19 protein-coding genes are annotated in these 17,490 nt (G+C 67.0%); 18 read left to right on the plus strand and 1 reads right to left on the minus strand.

The genetic code is table 11. From position 1 onward, the window contains the following. The first annotated feature begins 18 nt into the window (after positions 1 to 18). The 14 genes from K368_RS0112960 to K368_RS0113025 all read left to right on the plus strand — a co-directional run bounded on the left by K368_RS0112960 (position 19) and on the right by K368_RS0113025 (position 12,439). A complete protein-coding gene (locus tag K368_RS0112960) occupies positions 19 to 858 on the plus strand; it encodes a DUF58 domain-containing protein (RefSeq protein WP_027172776.1) in 840 nt (279 codons plus the stop codon). Positions 859 to 866: 8 nt separating this feature from the next. Next, positions 867 to 1,787: a hypothetical protein gene (locus K368_RS0112965; RefSeq protein WP_027172777.1), complete on the plus strand. Its 921-nt coding sequence runs from the start codon at positions 867 to 869 to the stop codon at positions 1,785 to 1,787. A 57-nt stretch (positions 1,788 to 1,844) separates the two neighbouring features. After that, entirely contained in the window at positions 1,845 to 2,885 is a 1,041-nt protein-coding gene (locus K368_RS0112970; RefSeq protein ID WP_027172778.1) for a vWA domain-containing protein, read from the plus strand. 56 nt (positions 2,886 to 2,941) lie between these two features. Continuing rightward, positions 2,942 to 3,559: a hypothetical protein gene (locus tag K368_RS0112975; RefSeq protein WP_027172779.1), complete on the plus strand. Its 618-nt coding sequence runs from the start codon at positions 2,942 to 2,944 to the stop codon at positions 3,557 to 3,559. Then, entirely contained in the window at positions 3,556 to 4,545 is a 990-nt protein-coding gene (locus tag K368_RS0112980; protein ID WP_027172780.1) for a VWA domain-containing protein, read from the plus strand. Before K368_RS0112975 ends, K368_RS0112980 begins: the two co-directional genes overlap by 4 nt. A 3-nt stretch (positions 4,546 to 4,548) precedes the next feature. Beyond that, entirely contained in the window at positions 4,549 to 5,100 is a 552-nt protein-coding gene (locus tag K368_RS0112985; protein WP_027172781.1) for an SRPBCC family protein, read from the plus strand. Further along, positions 5,097 to 6,050 (plus strand): YncE family protein, encoded by a 954-nt coding sequence (locus K368_RS0112990; protein WP_027172782.1) that lies wholly within the window; start codon positions 5,097 to 5,099, stop codon positions 6,048 to 6,050. Before K368_RS0112985 ends, K368_RS0112990 begins: the two co-directional genes overlap by 4 nt. After that, entirely contained in the window at positions 6,047 to 6,577 is a 531-nt protein-coding gene (locus K368_RS0112995) for a hypothetical protein (protein WP_027172783.1), read from the plus strand. Before K368_RS0112990 ends, K368_RS0112995 begins: the two co-directional genes overlap by 4 nt. Positions 6,578 to 6,620: 43 nt before the next feature. Continuing rightward, positions 6,621 to 7,256 (plus strand): response regulator transcription factor, encoded by a 636-nt coding sequence (locus K368_RS0113000; protein ID WP_027172784.1) that lies wholly within the window; start codon positions 6,621 to 6,623, stop codon positions 7,254 to 7,256. A gap of 161 nt (positions 7,257 to 7,417) precedes the next feature. Next, complete coding sequence (locus K368_RS0113005) at positions 7,418 to 8,740, plus strand: SLC13 family permease (protein ID WP_036266277.1); 1,323 nt, start codon at positions 7,418 to 7,420, stop codon at positions 8,738 to 8,740. Between the two features lie 156 nt (positions 8,741 to 8,896). Continuing rightward, positions 8,897 to 9,298, plus strand: coding sequence for a succinate dehydrogenase, cytochrome b556 subunit (gene sdhC / locus K368_RS0113010; RefSeq protein ID WP_027172786.1), 402 nt, complete (start codon positions 8,897 to 8,899; stop codon positions 9,296 to 9,298). Positions 9,299 to 9,310: 12 nt separating this feature from the next. Next, positions 9,311 to 9,724, plus strand: coding sequence for a succinate dehydrogenase, hydrophobic membrane anchor protein (sdhD, locus tag K368_RS0113015; RefSeq protein ID WP_036266280.1), 414 nt, complete (start codon positions 9,311 to 9,313; stop codon positions 9,722 to 9,724). Between the two features lie 28 nt (positions 9,725 to 9,752). Further along, positions 9,753 to 11,573: a succinate dehydrogenase flavoprotein subunit gene (sdhA, locus tag K368_RS0113020; RefSeq protein ID WP_027172788.1), complete on the plus strand. Its 1,821-nt coding sequence runs from the start codon at positions 9,753 to 9,755 to the stop codon at positions 11,571 to 11,573. A 62-nt stretch (positions 11,574 to 11,635) separates the two neighbouring features. Further along, entirely contained in the window at positions 11,636 to 12,439 is an 804-nt protein-coding gene (locus K368_RS0113025; RefSeq protein ID WP_018044517.1) for a succinate dehydrogenase iron-sulfur subunit, read from the plus strand. Positions 12,440 to 12,523: 84 nt separating this feature from the next. Here the strand turns inward: K368_RS0113025 and K368_RS0113030 are convergent, their stop codons facing one another. Further along, on the minus strand, positions 12,524 to 12,706 hold the full coding sequence (locus tag K368_RS0113030; protein WP_027172789.1) for a hypothetical protein: 183 nt from the start codon (positions 12,704 to 12,706) through the stop codon (positions 12,524 to 12,526). Between the two features lie 215 nt (positions 12,707 to 12,921). Between K368_RS0113030 and K368_RS0113035 the strand changes: the two genes are divergently transcribed. From K368_RS0113035 to K368_RS0113050, 4 genes are all read left to right on the plus strand, one after another. Beyond that, positions 12,922 to 14,166, plus strand: a complete 1,245-nt coding sequence (locus K368_RS0113035) for a glycosyltransferase (RefSeq protein ID WP_027172790.1) — start codon at positions 12,922 to 12,924, stop codon at positions 14,164 to 14,166. Between the two features lie 321 nt (positions 14,167 to 14,487). Continuing rightward, the gene (locus K368_RS0113040; protein ID WP_027172791.1) at positions 14,488 to 14,847 is read left to right on the plus strand and encodes a phasin; all 360 of its coding nucleotides are present in this window, start codon (positions 14,488 to 14,490) and stop codon (positions 14,845 to 14,847) included. Between the two features lie 93 nt (positions 14,848 to 14,940). After that, entirely contained in the window at positions 14,941 to 15,699 is a 759-nt protein-coding gene (locus K368_RS25595) for a hypothetical protein (RefSeq protein ID WP_155935128.1), read from the plus strand. Between the two features lie 88 nt (positions 15,700 to 15,787). Next, positions 15,788 to 17,239, plus strand: a complete 1,452-nt coding sequence (locus K368_RS0113050; protein WP_027172792.1) for a DegQ family serine endoprotease — start codon at positions 15,788 to 15,790, stop codon at positions 17,237 to 17,239. Positions 17,240 to 17,490 lie beyond the last annotated feature (251 nt).

Genomic DNA, 17,490 nt, shown 5'->3' on the forward strand with positions numbered 1-17,490 from the left:
AAAACGCCCCAGGAGCCGATTCCGGACATCGTCTACCGCCCGCGCGGCCGCGTGCCCGGCACGGTGGCGGGCGCCCATCGCGGCCGCGATGCCGGGGGGCTCGGCACCTTCCGCGACCAGGTGCCGTTCCTGCGCATGCCGGATGCCCGCCGCATCGACGTCCGCGCCACCCTGCGCGATCCGTTCGAGGGCACCTATGTCCGCCGCTTCGAGAGCCGCACGGCCCTCGAAGTCTGGGCCCTGGTCGATCTCTCCGCCTCCATGCGCTTCTCCGGCGAGGCGGACAGGATGGGGCTCGTCTCGTCCTTCTGCGGCTGCCTCGCCGCCTCGGCCACGCGCATCGGCGATGCCTTCGGCCTGATCGGCTGTGACGCCGCCTTGCGCGAGGACGTGTTCCTGCCCGCGAGCCGTCGCCGCAGCATGGCCGGCGACGTGGTCTCCCGGCTGACCGACGCCGCCTGTACCGGGGACCGCGCGGACGGGATGGAGGCGGCGGCGCGCCGCCTCGTCGGCCGTCCGAAGTTCGTGTTCCTGGTCTCGGACTTCCGCTGGCCGGAGACGTTCATCGCCGAGACCTTCGCGAGCCTGTCGCGCCACGACCTCGTGCCCGTGGTCCTGGCCGATGCCGCCGAGGACGACGGCTTGCCGGAATGGGGCCTGATGGAGCTCGACGATCTCGAAGGCGCGGGCCGCCGCGTGGTCTTCATGCGACCGAGCCTGCGCCGCCGCTGGATCGCGCGCGAAGCCGAGCGGGCCGAGGCCCTGCGCCGGATCGCCTCCACCTATGGCCGCCCGCCCTTCCGTCTTGCGGGCCGCTTCGACCCGGACGCGATCAGCCGCCACCTCCTGGCGCAGTGAGGCATCCCATGCGTCGCCTCGTCCCGCTCCTGTTCCTGCTCTGCTCATCCCTCGCCGCCGAGGCGCAGGTGCGCTCCGTCGAGGTGCGCACGCCGCGCCCGTTCGGCTACTTCCTCGGCGACCTCATCCGCGCCCAAATCGATATCGTGGTGGAGCCGGGCTTCGCCCTGCAGGCCGCGTCGCTGCCCCAGCCCGGCGCGATCACCTATTGGCTCGACCTTCGCAATGTCGCCGTGACGCAGGCGTCCGTGGGCGACGGCAGCCGCGTGCGCCTCGATCTCACCTATCAGAACTTCTACGCCGCCCTCGATGCGCGCGCCCTGGAGATCCCCGGCTTCGTCGTCTCCTTCGTGAGCGATACGGACAAGGGCGCCACCACGGCCAAGGCCCAGGTTCCGCCCTGGTCGTTCAACATCTCGCCCCTGCGCGAGGTCCAGCCGCCGGCCCGCGAAGACCCGAGGAGCTACCTGCGTCCGGACGGGCGGGTCGCGTCCCTCGACACGCAGCCCCTCGTCATCGGCGGCGCCGGGTTCACGGCCATGGCCCTGCTGGCCTTCGCCGGCCTGGCCTGGGACCGGACATGGTGGCCCTTCGCCAAACGCGGAGGAAGGGCCTTCGCCGGATGCCTGCGCCGCCTGCGTGCCCTCGCCGGACGGGGGGAGGACGAGGCGGCCTACGAGGACGCCCTTCTCGCCCTCCACCGGGCGCTGGACGAGACCGACGGGCGCCGGGTCCTGGCCGACGACCTGCCGGCCTTCCTCGCCCGCCACCCCGCCTATGCGCGGGAACGGGCCGGCCTCGCCGCGTTCCTCGACGCCTCGCGTCACAGCTTCTTCGGGCCCGGTCCGGCGGCCGCCATGCGGCGCCTGCCGCTGGCCGACATCGTCGCCCTGACCCGGAAACTCACCGCCATCGAGCGGGAATCATGAACGGGCCGAAAACCCGTCCGATGGCGGTCGAATCATGGGTCTGATGGCGGTGGTGTCATGCGCCTGATGGCGGATTTTCCCTGGGTCTTGTGGCTGCTGCCGCTGGCGCTGCTGCCGCTGGCCGCGTCGAGCCAGCGGGTGACCCCGCTCTCCAGCATCGCGGCCAGCCCCGTCGACGGCCTGTCGCGCCTCATCGGCTGGAGCCTGCGTCTTGCCGGCATCCTCGCCATCGGCGGCCTCGTCGTCGCCCTGTCCGGCCCCTATCGCCAGGGGGAGACCATCACCCGCACGGGCATCGGCGCCCAGGTCTCGATCCTCGTCGATCGCTCGGGCAGCATGAACGAAACCTTTGCCGGGCTGCAGCCCTCCGGCGCCGAGGAATCGAAGGCGGCGGCCTCGCGCCGGCTGCTCGGCGAGTTCGTCGGAAGCCGCGCCCATGACCAGTTCGCCGTCTCGGCCTTCTCCACCGCCCCCATGCTGGTGGTGCCCATGACCGACAGGCACGAAGCGGTCCGCGCGGCCATCGCCGCCATCGACCGGCCGGGCCTCGACTACACCAACGTGGCGCGCGGCCTCGGCATGGCGCTCTCGCAATTCGGTGCCGGCACCGCCAATGTTTCGCGTGCCCTGCTCATCGTCTCGGACGGTGCGGCGGTGATCGACCCCCGCGTCCAGGGGACCTTGCGCGCCGAGTTCGCCCGCATCCGGCCGAACCTCTACTGGCTGTTCCTGCGGACCAAGGGCTCGCCCTCCATCTCCGACAGGCCATCGGGGGAGGACACACCTCAGGCGGCGCCCGAACGTCATCTCGATCTCTTCTTCAAGAGCCTCGGCACGCCCTACCGCTCCTTCGAGGCCGAGGGCGCCGAGGCGGTCGCCGATGCCATCGGCCAGATCGAGCGCCTGGAGCGCGACCCGATCCCCTATATCGAGCAGCGTCCGCGCCGGGATCTCGCCGGATTGGCCTATGGAATCAGCCTGTTGGGCCTGATCCTGCTTGTCGCGGCCAAGCTCGCCGAAGCGGATCTCAGCCTGCGCCGGCCAGTGGTCTCCACCTCCGCCGCGCCGGCGCCTCAGCCGCAGAGGCTCGCCGCATGAAGGCGCTTTTGACTCCTGTATCGCCGCAGCGCGCTCCCCTCTCCCGACCCTCGCTCATGCGAGAGTTTCACTCTCCCGCAGAGGGGAGAGGAAAAGTCCGGGCCAGACTGGGCGATGCCCTGCGCCGCGCTCGCCCGCACCTCCTCCTCGCCCTGCCGATCCTGCTGCTCCTCGTCGCCCTCGGCTTCGGCGCGGCGGCCTGGCGGGCAGAGCGCGACAACGCCGCGATCGCGGCTTTGGTGGCCGGAAAGGACATTCCGGTCTCCCTGAGCGCCCGAGCGCCGCTCCTGCTGGCGCGGGTGCAGCATCTCGCCCGTCGCGGCGTGACAGAGGAGATCGAGCCGCTGATCGAATCCCTCGACCGCCGGGGCGAGACCGACCTCTCCGCGCGCGCCCGCTATGCCCTCGGCAATGCCCGCCTGCGCCAGGCCTTCGACCATCTGGAACGAAGCAACCTCGATCCGGCCGGACCGCTCATCACCTTGGCCCGTCAGGATTATCGGCGCGCGCTCCAGGGCCGGCCGGACTTGTGGGACGCGAAGTTCAACCTTGACGTTGCCTCGCGCCTGCTCCGCGACTTTCCGGAATTCGACCGCAAGACCGGCGACGAGTTGAAGGCCGAACCGAAGAAGATCTGGACCGAGATCCCCGGCCAGCCGCGGGGCGAACCGTGAGTGCCCCCAGCCTCGTCCGGCGAAACCTGCGCGACCGGCGGTTCCAGCTCCTGGCCGGCGCGCTCGGCCTCGTAGCCCTGACCTTCGTGGCTCGCCCCGTGCCGCTCACCCGCAACGGCGTCGAGATTCTCGCAATCCTCGACATCACCGGCAGCATGAACGTCCGCGATTACGCCGGGGCGGACGGCAAACCGCAGAGTCGTCTGGAGACGGCGAAGGCGGCTCTGCGCGAACTCGTGACCTCGCTGCCCTGCGGGTCGCGGGTGGCACTGGGCCTGTTCACCGAGCGCCGTCCGTTCCTCCTGTTCACCCCCATCGAAGTCTGCGCCGATTTCGCCCCCCTCGACGGTGCCCTGAGCGCCGTCGACTGGCGCATGGCCTGGGAGGGCGACAGCCGCATCTCGGCCGGGCTGTTCCGCTCGGTGGAGATGGCGGCCAGTCTCGGCACCGATCTCGTCTTCATCACCGATGGCCAGGAAGCGCCGCCCCTGCCCAGCACCGGCGGCCCCAGCTTCGACGGCAAGCCGGGCGCCGTGCGCGGCCTCATCGTCGGCGCGGGGGCCTACGCCCTTTCGCCGATCCCGCGCTACAACGATCGCGGCCGCGAGACCGGATTCTACGGGTCGGGCGACGTCCAGCAGGAGAACCGGTTCGGGCCGCCCCCCGCCGATGCCGAGAGCCGCGAGGGCTACAACCCGCGCAACGCCCCCTTCGGCGCCGCGGCGGCCTCCGGCACCGAGCATCTCTCCTCGGTGCGCGAGCCCTACCTCAAGACCCTCGCTCAGGCGACGGGCCTGACCTACGCCCATCTCGACGGCCCTGCCGGGCTCGGCCCCGCGCTGGTCCGCGCGGCGACCCCGCGCCCGCTCCCCGGCAGCCTCGACCTCCGCCCCGTCTTCGGCGGGATCGCCCTCGCGCTGATCCTCGCCGTCTTCGCCGCCCCTCTGTTCGGGGCCGGCCGTTTTGTCCCGGTAAAAAAGGTCTGATCGATGCGTTTTGCCCTGCCGTCCGCGTTCCTCGCTCCCCTGGCGGCCACAGCCTTCCTCGCGACCACGGCCCTCGCGCACGGCCCGACGCCGCAGAAGGTGGACCAGTCCATCACCGTCGCGGCAAAGCCCGATGCCGTCTGGGCCGTGGTCGGTGACTTCGCAGGCATCTCGAACTGGCATCCGGACGTGGCCAAAAGCGTCGGCACCGGCGGCAACGCCTCGGGCGGACGCCGCACGCTGACCCTGAAGAACGGCGGCACCCTCGATGAGGGCCTCGACGAGTGGGATGCGGCCAAGCGCAGCTATTCCTACCGTCTCGGCGATGCCGACCTGAAGGCACTGCCGGTCTCGTCCTACTCGGCGACGCTCGCCGTCACACCGGATGGCGACGGCTCCAAGGTCGAGTGGCTCGGCCGCTTCTATCGCGGCGACACCGGCAACGAGCCGCCGGACGAGCTTAGCGACGCCGCCGGCAAGGATGCGATGAACCTCTATTTCAGCAACGGGCTCAAGGGTCTGAAGGCGCGCCTGGAGGGCAAGGGGGCGCGATGAATTCCTTGCGCCCGATGCTCCTTGCCGGTCTCGTCCTGACGATCTCCCTTCCTCGGGTGGAGGCCGGGCCCGTCTATGTGGCGAGCCAGGGAGCGGGGACGCTGAGCCGCATCGAGGCCGGGGCAACCACGGTCTCGTCCACCATCGCGGTGGGGCAGGGGATCGCACAGGTGGCGGCCGGGCCGAATGGCCGCCTCTACCTGAGCCAGCCGGATCATGCGGGAATCGACGTGGTCGACGGGCGAACCCGTGTCGTCCTGCAACGCCTGCCGTTTCCCGGCCAGGCCTTCGGCATCGCCGCCTCGGCGGACGGGATGAGCCTCTTCGTCGGGGATTGGGCCGGGGGACGGGTGACCCGCCTCTCCGCATCGACGGGCGCCGTCGAGGGCGACTGCCCGGTGGGCAAGGACCCGGCCGGCCTCGTCCTCGATCGAAAGGGACGGCTCTACGTCGCCGACCGGGAGAGCCGCCAGGTGAGCGTCATCGACACGGCGCGCATGGAGCGGGTGGCCACGGTGCCGGTGGGAGAGGGCCCGTTCGCTCTTGGCTTGAGCCCGGGCGAAGACAGGCTCTACGTGGCCAATGTGCGCACCGGCGACCTCAGCGTCGTCGACACGGGCAGCTTGACGGTGACGGCCACGGTGAGGATCGGCGGGATGCCCTACGGCGTTGCGACCAGCGAGGATGGCAGCCTCGTCCTCGTCACCAACCAGCAGGCGGGCACCGTAGCCGTGCTCGACTCGGGCAGCCTCGGCCTCAAGGCGACGATCTCGGTCGGGCGCTACCCGGAAGGGATCGCGGTGGATGGAGGCTTCGCCTACGTGGCGAACTGGTTCTCGGATTCGGTCTCGGTCATCGATCTGAATTCGCTGACGGAAACCGCCCGCATCCCCGTGGCGGAGGGGCCGCGCAGCCTCGCCGTCGGCTCGAATCCGGGGGCGGTGCGATGAAACGGATCAGGCATGCGATCCTGTGCCTGCCCCTCGCCCTGGCAGCCTGCGACAAAGGCGAAGACGCCGGAAGCGAGGCTGCGAGCACCGAGGATCAGGCTCTCGTCGCTACGAAATCCGATGCCGACGTTCCGACTTGGCTTTCGCATACGGACCCGACGGAGCCGGCCCGGTGGCTCGCGAGCCGTGAGATCGGCAGGCCCGCCGCGGAGGTGGGCTCGCAGGCCGAGCATCTCCGTCACAGCCTCGCCCGCGCCAAGGAGGTCTTCATCGAGGATCCGCGCATGATGGCCAACCGCATCGTCCAGCTCGGCGAAATGCTGGCCGAGGCGGGAAAGCCCGAACCCTATGCCGACCTTCTCGACGGGTTGGAGGAGGTCGCCGCGGCGACCCATCGCAAGCAGCTCTTCGGCGAGATGTGTCAGCACTATTACAACACCCGCCAGCAGGGAGCCGATCGGGCGACCACCCTGACGAGGCTGAAGGAGCGCTACTCACTCCAGGGCGAGGGACGCGTATCGCCGTGACCGCCGCCCCCCGACCAATACCCCGTGAACGGGAGGACCGGCGATGACGGCCGTCCTCGTAGTCGACGATCATCCCGTGGTCCTGCGCGGCTTCCGACGCCTCATGGAGGATGCCGGCGTCGAGACGATCCATGAGGCCACCGACATCATGTCCGCCTACCGGATCTTCCACCGCCTGCGGCCGCAGATGGTGGTCGCCGACCTCAGCCTGCAGGGGGAGGGGCTATCCGGCCTGTCGCTGATCCGGCGGATCCACAACCTCGCGCGGGAGACACGCATCCTCGCCTTCAGCATGCACAACGACCCGGTGATCGTCTCCCGCGCCCTCGAAAGCGGTGCCATCGGCTACGTCTTCAAGGATGTTCGAACAGCGGACTTCCTCAAGGCATTCGAAGCGGTCCGCGCCGGCCGAAGCTACCTCGATCACGACCTCGCGGTGGAGATCGCCGTGCTGCAGGCCGGCGCCCGCCGCTCGCCGCTGGCCGATCTGAGCAACCGGGAGCGTGAGATCCTCTCGCTTCTGAGCCGCGGCACCTCGTACCAGGGTATCGCCGACAGCCTGTCGATCAAGTACCGCACCGTCCTCAATACCTGTTCCGCCATGCGCCAGAAACTTGGCGTACGAACCTTGGCCGATCTCATTCGCGTTGCTGTGGATCAGGAGAAACGGGTCCGCTGAACGGCGCCCTGAGCAATCCCAATTATCGGAGATCCTTCGTCGGTCGCGAAGGATCGGTCGGCGACATCCGAATTGCGAACCACTCCAATTCGAGTTCAACGTCTGCGCGAGAGTAAACGGGCACGGACTTTTGCCCGGATCGAGCGGAGCGTTTCCCCCGGATGCAGGCGGCTTCCATCCTGGTTAACGAAGGGACGATCCTCGTGACCGCCATGCTGCTCGTCGTCTGCATGGGTCTGTGGGCGAGCGGCATCGTAGCCGAGGTAGTCACGGCGATGCTTTTCTTCGCTGCGGCGATGCTTCTGAAGCTCGCGCCCGCATCGACGGTGTTCTCCGGCTTCTCGTCGTCAGCCTTCTGGCTCGTCCTGAGCGGGATGGTTGTGGGTCTGGCGATCACCCGGACCGGGCTGGGCACCCGCCTCGCACGCAGCCTCGCCGGCCGGCTGTCGGGCTCCTATGTCGGTTTCATCGCCGCCATCGTCACCCTGTCGTTCCTCCTCGCCTTCGTCATGCCCTCGAATCTCGGGCGCATCGCACTGCTGATCCCGGTGGTCCTGGCCCTGTGCGACACGTTCGGCCTCGAACCGGGCCGGCCCGGCCGGCACGGGGCCGTCCTCGCGGTGGGCCTTGCGACGCCGCTCCTCTCGGCGGCGATCCTGCCGGCCAACGTGCCCAACCTCGTCATGGCCGGCACGGCCGAGACACAGTACGGATTGCATCTCGCCTACCTGCCTTATCTCCTGCTCCACGCGCCGGTCCTCGCCGGCGTGAAAGGCCTCGTCCTGGTCGCGGCCATCGTACGCCTGTTCCCCGACCGGCTAAATCCGGCCGAGACGGATGCGGGCGAGGCGATGCCGCCCTTCTCTCCGGAGGAACGGCGGCTCGCGATCGTCCTCGCTCTCACGTTGGCCTTCTGGGTGACGGATAGCCTGCATCACATCGCCCCGGCCTGGATCGGACTGACGGCGGCGGCGATCTGTCTCCTACCGCGGATCGGCGTCCTGCCGGCGGAGGCCTTCGGTGCGGTGAACCTGCGGACCTGCTTCTACGTGGCGGCACTCCTCGGTCTGGTAGCCGTCGTCAACGAGACCGGACTGGGCGCCCGACTCGGACACGTCCTGCTCGGATTTGCGCCGTTGGAGCCGGGTGCATCGGCGCAGAACTTCGGCGTGCTGACGGTCATTGCGTCGATCTTCGCCATCGTCGTCACCGCCAATGGCGCCCCGGCCCTCTACACGGCACTAGCTGGAGAAATGTCGCGCGCGAGCGGTTTGGACCTCGCGAGCGTGGTGATGATCCAAGTCGTGGGATACTCGACCCTGTTCCTGCCCTATCAGGCTCCCCCCATCGTGATGGCGATGGATCTAGGCCGGGTTCCCCTCCGATCGGCCACGATCCTGACCGTCGTCCTGGGGCTCGCTTCGCTCTTCGTCATCGCACCACTCGACTATCTCTGGTGGCGCACGCTCGGCCACTTGCCGTGAAGATCGGCCCAATGACGAATGAGTGGGTGTGTCACACCGCAATGCACATCAACACGGCTTGCGCATTGGCGCGTGGGCCGTACCCCTTTAGAGACGGTCCAATCTAAGCAGCATCACTGCTGGCATTGGCACCGCAACGCCGAGGACTTTCGCAGAATGGCACCTACCGTTCGACCCACGGTCGCCCCGCCGCTCTCGCCCCACCTCCAGATCTACCGCTGGACCTGGACCATGGCGATGTCGGTGTTCCACCGCGTCACCGGCACTGCCCTGTATGGCGGCACCGCCCTGGTAGCAATCTGGCTCGTGGCGCTTGCCTCCGGACCGGCAGCCTATGGCTGGGTGGCGTGGTTCTTTGGCTCGATCGTCGGGAAGCTTGTCCTGTTCGTCTACACCTGGATCCTGATGCACCACATGCTGGGTGGCCTGCGCCATTTCATCTGGGATTTCGGCTACGGCTTCGACCGCGAGCAGCGGATGGGCCTCGCCCGCGCCACCCTGATCGGTTCCGTAATCCTGACCGTCCTGATCTGGGCGCTCGCCCTCATCCTGCGCTGAGGAGCAATCGCCATGGCAGACAACCGTCGGAACACCAGCGTGACCATGCGGACCCCGCGCGCCCGGGTGAAGGGCCTCGGCGCCTCCGGCCACGGGGCCGGCCACTTCTGGCAGCAGCGTCTCACCGCCGCCGCCAACGCTCCGCTGATGCTCGGCTTCATCGTCATCGTCGCGATGATGGCCAACCGGCCGTACCCGGAGGCAGTCGCGCTGATGTCGCACCCGCTCGTTGCGCTCCTCCTCATCCTCGCCGTGATCTCGGTCACGCTCCACATGAGGATCGGCATGCAGGTGGTCATCGAGGATTACGTCCACTCCAAGGGACTGAAGCTCGTCAGCCTGTTTGCCAACAATGCCTACGCGGTCGTCGTCGCCGTTGCCTGCCTCTACGCGATCCTGCGCGTGAGCCTCGGCAAGCTCGTCTGACCAGCCCCCGAACCCGAAGGATCTGCCCATGGCCACCAACGGAACCAACGGCAACGGCGCGCCCGCCTACTCCATCATCGACCATACTTTCGACGTGGTGATCGTCGGCGCCGGCGGTGCCGGTCTGCGCGCCACCGTGGGCTGCTCGCAGGCGGGCCTGCGCACCGCCTGCATCTCGAAGGTCTTCCCCACCCGCTCGCATACCGTCGCGGCACAGGGCGGCATCTCAGCTTCCCTGGGCAATATGGGCCCAGACGATTGGCGCTGGCACATGTACGACACCGTCAAGGGGTCGGACTGGCTCGGTGACCAGGACGCGATCGAATACCTCGTCCGCAACGCGCCGGCGGCCGTCTACGAGCTGGAGCACTGGGGCGTGCCGTTCTCGCGGACCGAGGAGGGCAAGATCTACCAGCGCCCGTTCGGCGGCATGACAACGGATTACGGCAAGGGCACCGCCCAGCGCACCTGTGCGGCGGCCGACCGGACCGGCCACGCCATGCTGCATACGCTCTATGGGCAGGCGGTGAAGAACCACACCAACTTCTTCATCGAGTACTTCGCCCTCGACCTGATCATGGACGAGGAGGGCCGCTGCCTCGGCGTCATCGCCATCGACCAGGCCTCTGGCGAGATCCACCGCTTCCGCGCCCAGATGACGATCCTGGCCACCGGCGGCTACGGCCGTTCCTACTTCTCGGCAACCTCGGCCCATACTTGTACCGGCGACGGCAACGCCATGGTGCTACGCGCCGGCCTGCCTCTCCAGGACATGGAATTCGTACAGTTCCACCCCACCGGTATCTACGGCGCCGGCTGTCTTATCACCGAGGGCGCGCGTGGAGAGGGCGGATACCTGACGAATTCCGAGGGTGAGCGGTTCATGGAGCGCTACGCGCCGAGCGCCAAGGATCTGGCCTCCCGCGATGTGGTCTCGCGCTCGATGACCATGGAGATCCGGGCGGGCCGCGGCGTCGGCAAGACCAGCGACCACATCTACCTCCACCTCGACCATCTCGACCCGGCGATCCTGCACCAGCGCCTGCCGGGCATCTCGGAATCGGCCAAGATCTTCGCGGGAGTGGACGTCACCAAGGAGCCGATCCCGGTCCTGCCCACGGTCCATTACAACATGGGCGGTATCCCGACGAACTACCACGGCGAGGTGCTGACCTTGAAGAACGGCAACCCCGACACGGTGGTGCCGGGCCTGATGGCGCTCGGCGAAGCGGCCTGCGTCTCCGTCCACGGCGCCAACCGCCTCGGGTCGAACTCGTTGATCGACCTCGTGGTGTTCGGCCGCGCGGCAGGCCTGCGCTGTGCCGAGATCGTCGAGCCCGGTGCCCGCCAGATGGACCTGCCGAAGGATTCCGCCGACAAGGCGCTCGCTCGCCTCGACCGCTTCCGCTACGCGAATGGCGGCACGCCGACGGCGGAACTCCGCGCCGAGATGCAGAAGACCATGCAGAACAACTGCGCCGTCTTCCGCACCGGCGAGGTGCTGGAAGAGGGCAAGGCCCTCATCCACAAGGTCTGGCAGGGCGAGGCCGACATCAAGATCACCGACCGCTCGCTGATCTGGAACACCGACCTGCTCGAGACCCTGGAATTCGACAACCTGATCGGTCAGGCCGTCGTCACCATGGAATCCGCCGCCAACCGCAAGGAAAGCCGCGGCGCGCATGCCCGCGAGGACTTCCCAGACCGCGACGACAAGGAGTGGATGAAGCACACCCTGTCCTGGCTCGACGAGACCTCGCAGCAGGTGAACATCGATTACCGCCCGGTCCACACCTACACGATGTCGAACGAGATCCAGTACATCGAGCCGAAGGCTCGCGTTTACTAGGGAAACGGCTGCAATCGCTTCCGACGATGGTACTCACGAGACGGATTTAGGCACGCCGAACCATGGCCCAATTCAACCTCCCCAAGAACTCCCAGATCACCGAGGGCAAGACCTGGCCCCGGCCGACCGGGGGCAACAACCTCCAGGAATTCCGGATCTACCGCTGGAATCCGGATGACGGCGCCAATCCACGCGTCGACGTCTATCAGGTCGACCGCGACGATTGCGGGCCGATGGTCCTCGACGCGCTGCTCTGGATCAAGGCCAAGGTCGATTCGACCCTGGTGTTCCGCCGCTCTTGCCGCGAGGGCATCTGCGGCTCCTGCGCCATGAACATTGAAGGCCAGAACGCGCTCGCCTGCACCATGGGGATCGACGAGTGCCAGGAGCACGCCAAGGGCAAAAAGACCGGCGCGGTTCGGATCTATCCACTACCGCACATGCCGGTGCTGAAGGATCTCGTCCCCGACCTCACCAACTTCTTCGCCCAGCACGCCTCGGTCGAGCCCTGGCTCCAGACCGAGACCCCTGCGCCCGAAGGGGAGTGGAAGCAGACCCCGGAGGATCGCGCCCAACTCGACGGTCTCTATGAGTGCATCCTGTGCGCATGCTGCACCACGTCGTGCCCGAGCTACTGGTGGAACGGCGACCGCTTCCTTGGTCCGGCAGCCCTGTTGCAGGCCTATCGCTGGCTCATCGACAGCCGCGACGAGAATACGGGCGAGCGCCTCGACGCCCTTCACGACCCGTTCCGGCTCTATCGCTGCCACACGATCATGAACTGCGCCAATGCCTGCCCGAAAAGCCTGAACCCGGCAAAGGCCATCGCCGAGATCAAGAAAATGATGGTGTCGCGCGAGGTCTGATGCGCGACCTCATGACAGAAGATCGACGCCAAAGCCGAGCTGCCCCGCAGCTCGGCTTTGGTGTTTTTTGGTCCCTAAGGCCGATTACTTCGTGATCTTGACCGAGACCGGGTCGCTGGACGGGAAGGTCTCTTCCAGCGCCTCGTCCAGTCGATCGCTCATTTCGTCCTGATGATTTTCGGGATTTGTCTTGTCGTTGCTGGGCGTCGGATCCACACGACGCTTCTCGTCGGTGTCCGACGTGGATGTTGGCTTGGGGTCCGACATGGGTGCCTCCTCTGGCTCGCCTGACCGCCGCCGGGGGCGGCGGATTTACCGTGACCAACGCGAGGAACCGATGCCCGATCCCTTTCGCCGCCGCCGACATATCGGCTTGCCGCTCGGCCGGTAGCGTTTACCGGACGTGAGGCGATAGCCCATAACGTCGCTGTCGCGGCATGGGCATGACGAACCCGAAAGCCGGCTGAGGCTCCGGGCAGACCATGCAGATCGTGATCCTCGCAGAGTTCGCCGTGGCGAGCGGCGGCGCCGAGAAGGTCGCGGTGGAATCCGCGCACGGCCTTGCCCGAGCGGGGATCAGCGTCACCTTCATCCAGGCGATCGAGGGACCGGCGGATCCGCTCCTCGATCATCAGAACATCCGGCGGGTCTGCCTCGGCAATACCGACATCTGGAACCGCCCGCCCCTGGAGGCGGCACTGTCCGGCATCTGGAGCCGGGATTCCGCCGCCCGTCTGCGCGCTGTGCTCACCGCCCTCCCGCAACCGGCGGATATCGTCCATCTGCATCAATGGACCCGCAGCCTGTCGCCGAGCGTGTTCCCGGTTTTGCTCGACAGCGGCATCCCGCTGGTGGTGACCCTGCACGATTACTTCCTGGCCTGCCCTAACGGTGTCTATTACCGCTTCGATCAGGATCGCCCGTGCCTGCTGACGCCGCTCTCCGCCTCCTGCGTCGCGGCTCCCTGCGACCCGAAAAGCCGACTCCACAAGGCGATCCGTGTCGGGCGAAGCATCGCCCAGAACCACGCCTTGCGTCGCCGCCATCTCGACGTGGTCCATGTCTGCGACGCCAGCATCGGCCGTATGGGCAAGCTCCTCGACCCCCTTTCCGTTACCCATCACCGCATCGACAATCCCGTTCGCGTGGAGAGGGGGGCGCGAGCCAATCCAGCGACAGGGAAAGCCATCGCCTATGTGGGCCGCTTGACCCGCGAGAAGGGCGCGGATCTCGTCGCCGAAGCGGCGCGAGACGCCGGCATGCCGGTGCTCTTCATCGGCACAGGCCCGCTGGAGGTGGAACTGCAGGCGCAGCCACATGTGGATATGCTCGGATGGCGATCGCCGGGCGAGGTGTCCGCCATCCTTGCACAACGGGCGAGGGCGCTGGCCGCGCCTTCGAGGTGGTTCGAGACCGGTCCTCTGACTGTCTACGAAGCCCTGGCTATGGGACTACCGGTGGTCGCGTCGGACCGGTCCGGAGCCGCGGAGAAAGTGATCGACGGCGTCACCGGCTATGTGGTCCCGCCCGAGCGGACAGCGCTCGCGACCGCGTTCCGAAGTCTGGACGCGCCTCAAGCGGAGACGCTCGGGCGCGCGGCTCACACGCATTACTGGGAGGCGCCCATGTCCATCGATGCCCATGCCGACGCTCTCGTCCGCCTCTATCGACAGATAGTGGGAAACAGATCTCCAACGCCGACCTATGTCCTCGGAAAACACGGATAGCGGTCGCCGCACAAGCCTCGCGTGGTCGCGCCTCGCAAGCAGACTCCATAGCGCGGAATCCTCCCGCCTTGCCGCATCCATAACTCAGCTGCCAGCATGGCACGACTGCGCGTCTTGCGTTCAACGGCCCTCAATCTGCTTACTTAGACTGCGTTCGCTCATCCCATCGCTCTCGGATATATTGTGTTAGACGAGCTAGTTTCCACATATACTGTCGGGCATTTGCTCCACCCCGCATCTTGACTCTCATATTGCATCGCAACATATCGATGGTGCGGCGCGCCATTCCGTGTCGCTCCAGATGATCCAGTGAGGACCGACATGACCGCACCGACCTATGAGATTCCCGCCGAGTTGCGCGACTTGGCGGAAAAGAGCGTTGATCAGGCTCGTACCGCCGTGACCAAGCTGCTTGGCACGGTGGTGAAATCCGCCGAACAGCTTCAGACTTCCTCGACGACGGTGCATGAGACGATCCAATCCGTGATCGCCAAGGGCCTCGACCAGGTTCAGACCAATGCGAGCACGACCTTCGACTTCGCTCAGAAGCTGGTACGCACGCGCGACCTGAAGGAAGCGTTCGAGCTGCAGAGCGAGTTTATGCGCAGCCAGATTTCGACGCTCCAGGCCCAGGCCAAGGATCTCGGTGCCTTGGCTCAGTCCGCGGCCAAAGGCGTCTGATCCCGGCTCCTTCGCGCGGACCGGCTTGGTTCGCGTGAAGGGCGTGGACGCGGTATCATCGCTAGGAACACAAGCGCGCGTCGGGACCGGGCCATGCGCGACCGACTGTGGATAAAGAGGACGCGAACCATGGCCACACGCCGACAGCAACGCTCCAACGATCGCCGGGGAAGCAAAGCCGTGCAATCGGCGCAGCTTCCCGGCGCGGACGCGAGTGCCGAGACCGCTCTCAACGTGGTAGCGGCTTTACAGACCCCGCCTGTGGACGGTGGGCCGATCGCGGCATCCGGGCTCGACGTCGCGGCTCCCGTGGCAGAGACCTTGATGGAGAGTGTGTCGCCGGATGCGCTGTTGACCGGACAGGCGGAGCCGGAAGCCGCTTTCGTCGTCCCGGAAACCGTCCACTCGGACGATGCGCCATTTCAGGCCAGCCAGCCCGCCGCCGATGTTGTGACGGCCGTCGCTGAAGACGATGCCACGAGTCATGGTTCGTCCGACGTCAGCACGCAAGGTGATAGCGAGGCGGCTCAGGATACCCTGCTGCCCGCCGAGATCGAAAGCGCCATCGCCTCGGCGCAGGATCTCGACTCGCCGCCGGCGCACACCACCGCCGTCACTGCTTCTACATTGACCGAGATCACGGCCGCCAACGACACGTTGACGGCCTATGTTCGCAACGAGGGCATCGCCACGTTCGCGCATTGGCGCGCTCTGTCGACGGCGAAGAGCCCGGCCGATGCGCTGCGTCTCCAAGTCGCTGAGATGCAGCGGGCGGCCGATGCCTCGCTGAGCTGCATCACGAGTCTCGCGCGCCGGGCAGGACGCATCGCCGCAACGCTCCGCCGCCCCTGACACCCCTCGCGCTGACGCCCCGGCGCGTCTAGATATCCCGGATCCCGCAGCGGCTCCGCCGTTTGCGCCTGCCATCCGGGAGATCGCGATGTTCCATCGGCCGCTGCTCGCCTGCCTCGTCACGGCGACCGTCGTCGTCTCATCAAGCGCCTGGGCGCAGATGATGAAGACGCCGGAGGCTCACGCACCGGCCAAGACCGTGCCGAGTTCGAAGGTTGAAGTCGATCTCTCCTTCGCACCGGTAGTGAAGCGGGCGGCGCCCTCGGTGGTAAACGTCTACGCCTCGCATGTGGAGGAGCGCGGCACATCGCGCAGCGCCATGGACGAGTTCATGCGCCGGTTCTTCGGCGAGCAGGGCTCAGGCCGCGGCCAGGGCATGCCGGGCGAGCGGGCGCAGAAGTCGCTCGGCTCCGGCGTCATCGTCGATGAATCCGGCCTCGTCATCACCAACAACCACGTCATCGACAACATGAACGAAGTTCGTGTCTCGCTCTCTGATCGGCGGGAGTTCGAGGCGAGCATTGTCCTGCGCGATCCCCGCACTGATCTTGCCGTGATCAAGATCAAGAGCCCCGTCGGCGGTCTCGTACCCATGCCCATGGGCGATTCGGAAGCCCTTGAGGTCGGTGACTTCGTCATGGCGATCGGCAACCCGTTCGGGGTCGGGCAGACGGTGACGCAGGGCATCGTGTCGGCCCTGGCGCGCACCCAGGTTGGTTCGTCCGATTACCAGTTCTTCATCCAGACCGATGCCGCGATCAATCCGGGCAATTCCGGCGGTGCCCTCGTCGATCTCAAGGGTCGGCTCGTGGGCATCAACACGGCGATCTATTCGCAATCGGGGGGGAGTCACGGAATCGGCTTTGCCATTCCCACCAGTATGGTCCGCGCCGTCGTCGAAACGGCCAAGGGCGGCGCCACCACCGTGCGTCGCCCCTGGCTCGGGGCACGGGTGCAGAACGTCACGCCCGACATCGCGGAGAGCATGGGCCTCGACCATCCGACCGGGGTCCTGGTGGCGAGCCTGCAGCCGAAGAGTCCGGCCGAAGAGGCTGGCCTCAAGCGCGGCGACTTGATCCTCACGGTAGACGACAAGATTGTCGATGATCCGGAAGCCTTCGGCTACCGCTTCGCCCTCAAGGGCATTAGCGGAACCGCGAAGTTCGGCATCCTGCGAGGCACCACACGCTCCACCGTTTCGGTCAAGCTCGCCTCGGCCCCCGAGACGCGGCCGCGCGACGCGGTGAAGGTGCGTACGCGCTCGCCCTTCTTCGGGGCTACCCTGGTCAACACCTCGCCTGCCGTAGCTGAGGAACTGCAGAAGGACTTCGCCAGCGAAGGCGTCGCGGTCTCGTCGATCGACGACGGGTCCATGGCGGCCCGCGCCGGCCTGCAGATTGGTGACGTGATCGTCGCCATCAATGGCACCCCGGTGACCACCACCAAGGACCTCGAGCGCCTGACCCGGTCCAGCTCCGGCATGTGGGAGATCGCGATCAATCGGGGCGGGGCTGTGCTGACCTCGGTGTTCGGAGGGTAAAGTCTTCGTCGACCCGCGCTGCCGGCATCCTCCTGAAGCGGGAACCACCCTTCGCTGTACAGACCCACGCATGGGTGAAAGCAAAAGGGGCAGGATTATGAACGTCGCGGTTTCTGAGACGGAGCAACTTTTCCAAACCTGTGAAAATACAAAGCTGAGGGTGCAACGATCGGCCGAGTAGGTTCGTTTTACCGAGGGTCATTCGGTGCAGAGACGAGAAAAATCAGTATTCATTAAATCGGTTTAATTTA

It is taken from the genome of Methylobacterium sp. 10 (assembly GCF_000519085.1).
Taxonomy (GTDB): Bacteria; Pseudomonadota; Alphaproteobacteria; order Rhizobiales; family Beijerinckiaceae; genus Methylobacterium.

Coding starts and splice junctions, on each gene's coding strand:
- K368_RS25595 (WP_155935128.1), top strand. CDS start 14,941: ATGCGCGACCGACTGTGGATAAAGAGGACGCGAACCATGGCCACACGC.
- K368_RS0112965 (WP_027172777.1), top strand. CDS start 867: ATGCGTCGCCTCGTCCCGCTCCTGTTCCTGCTCTGCTCATCCCTCGCC.
- sdhA (WP_027172788.1), top strand. CDS start 9,753: ATGGCCACCAACGGAACCAACGGCAACGGCGCGCCCGCCTACTCCATC.
- K368_RS0113035 (WP_027172790.1), top strand. CDS start 12,922: ATGCAGATCGTGATCCTCGCAGAGTTCGCCGTGGCGAGCGGCGGCGCC.
- K368_RS0113025 (WP_018044517.1), top strand. CDS start 11,636: ATGGCCCAATTCAACCTCCCCAAGAACTCCCAGATCACCGAGGGCAAG.
- K368_RS0113040 (WP_027172791.1), top strand. CDS start 14,488: ATGACCGCACCGACCTATGAGATTCCCGCCGAGTTGCGCGACTTGGCG.
- K368_RS0112995 (WP_027172783.1), top strand. CDS start 6,047: ATGAAACGGATCAGGCATGCGATCCTGTGCCTGCCCCTCGCCCTGGCA.
- K368_RS0112975 (WP_027172779.1), top strand. CDS start 2,942: ATGCGAGAGTTTCACTCTCCCGCAGAGGGGAGAGGAAAAGTCCGGGCC.
- K368_RS0113030 (WP_027172789.1), bottom strand. CDS start 12,706: ATGTCGGACCCCAAGCCAACATCCACGTCGGACACCGACGAGAAGCGT.
- K368_RS0113005 (WP_036266277.1), top strand. CDS start 7,418: ATGCAGGCGGCTTCCATCCTGGTTAACGAAGGGACGATCCTCGTGACC.
- K368_RS0112990 (WP_027172782.1), top strand. CDS start 5,097: ATGAATTCCTTGCGCCCGATGCTCCTTGCCGGTCTCGTCCTGACGATC.
- sdhD (WP_036266280.1), top strand. CDS start 9,311: ATGGCAGACAACCGTCGGAACACCAGCGTGACCATGCGGACCCCGCGC.
- K368_RS0112985 (WP_027172781.1), top strand. CDS start 4,549: ATGCGTTTTGCCCTGCCGTCCGCGTTCCTCGCTCCCCTGGCGGCCACA.
- K368_RS0113000 (WP_027172784.1), top strand. CDS start 6,621: ATGACGGCCGTCCTCGTAGTCGACGATCATCCCGTGGTCCTGCGCGGC.
- K368_RS0112970 (WP_027172778.1), top strand. CDS start 1,845: ATGCGCCTGATGGCGGATTTTCCCTGGGTCTTGTGGCTGCTGCCGCTG.
- sdhC (WP_027172786.1), top strand. CDS start 8,897: ATGGCACCTACCGTTCGACCCACGGTCGCCCCGCCGCTCTCGCCCCAC.
- K368_RS0113050 (WP_027172792.1), top strand. CDS start 15,788: ATGTTCCATCGGCCGCTGCTCGCCTGCCTCGTCACGGCGACCGTCGTC.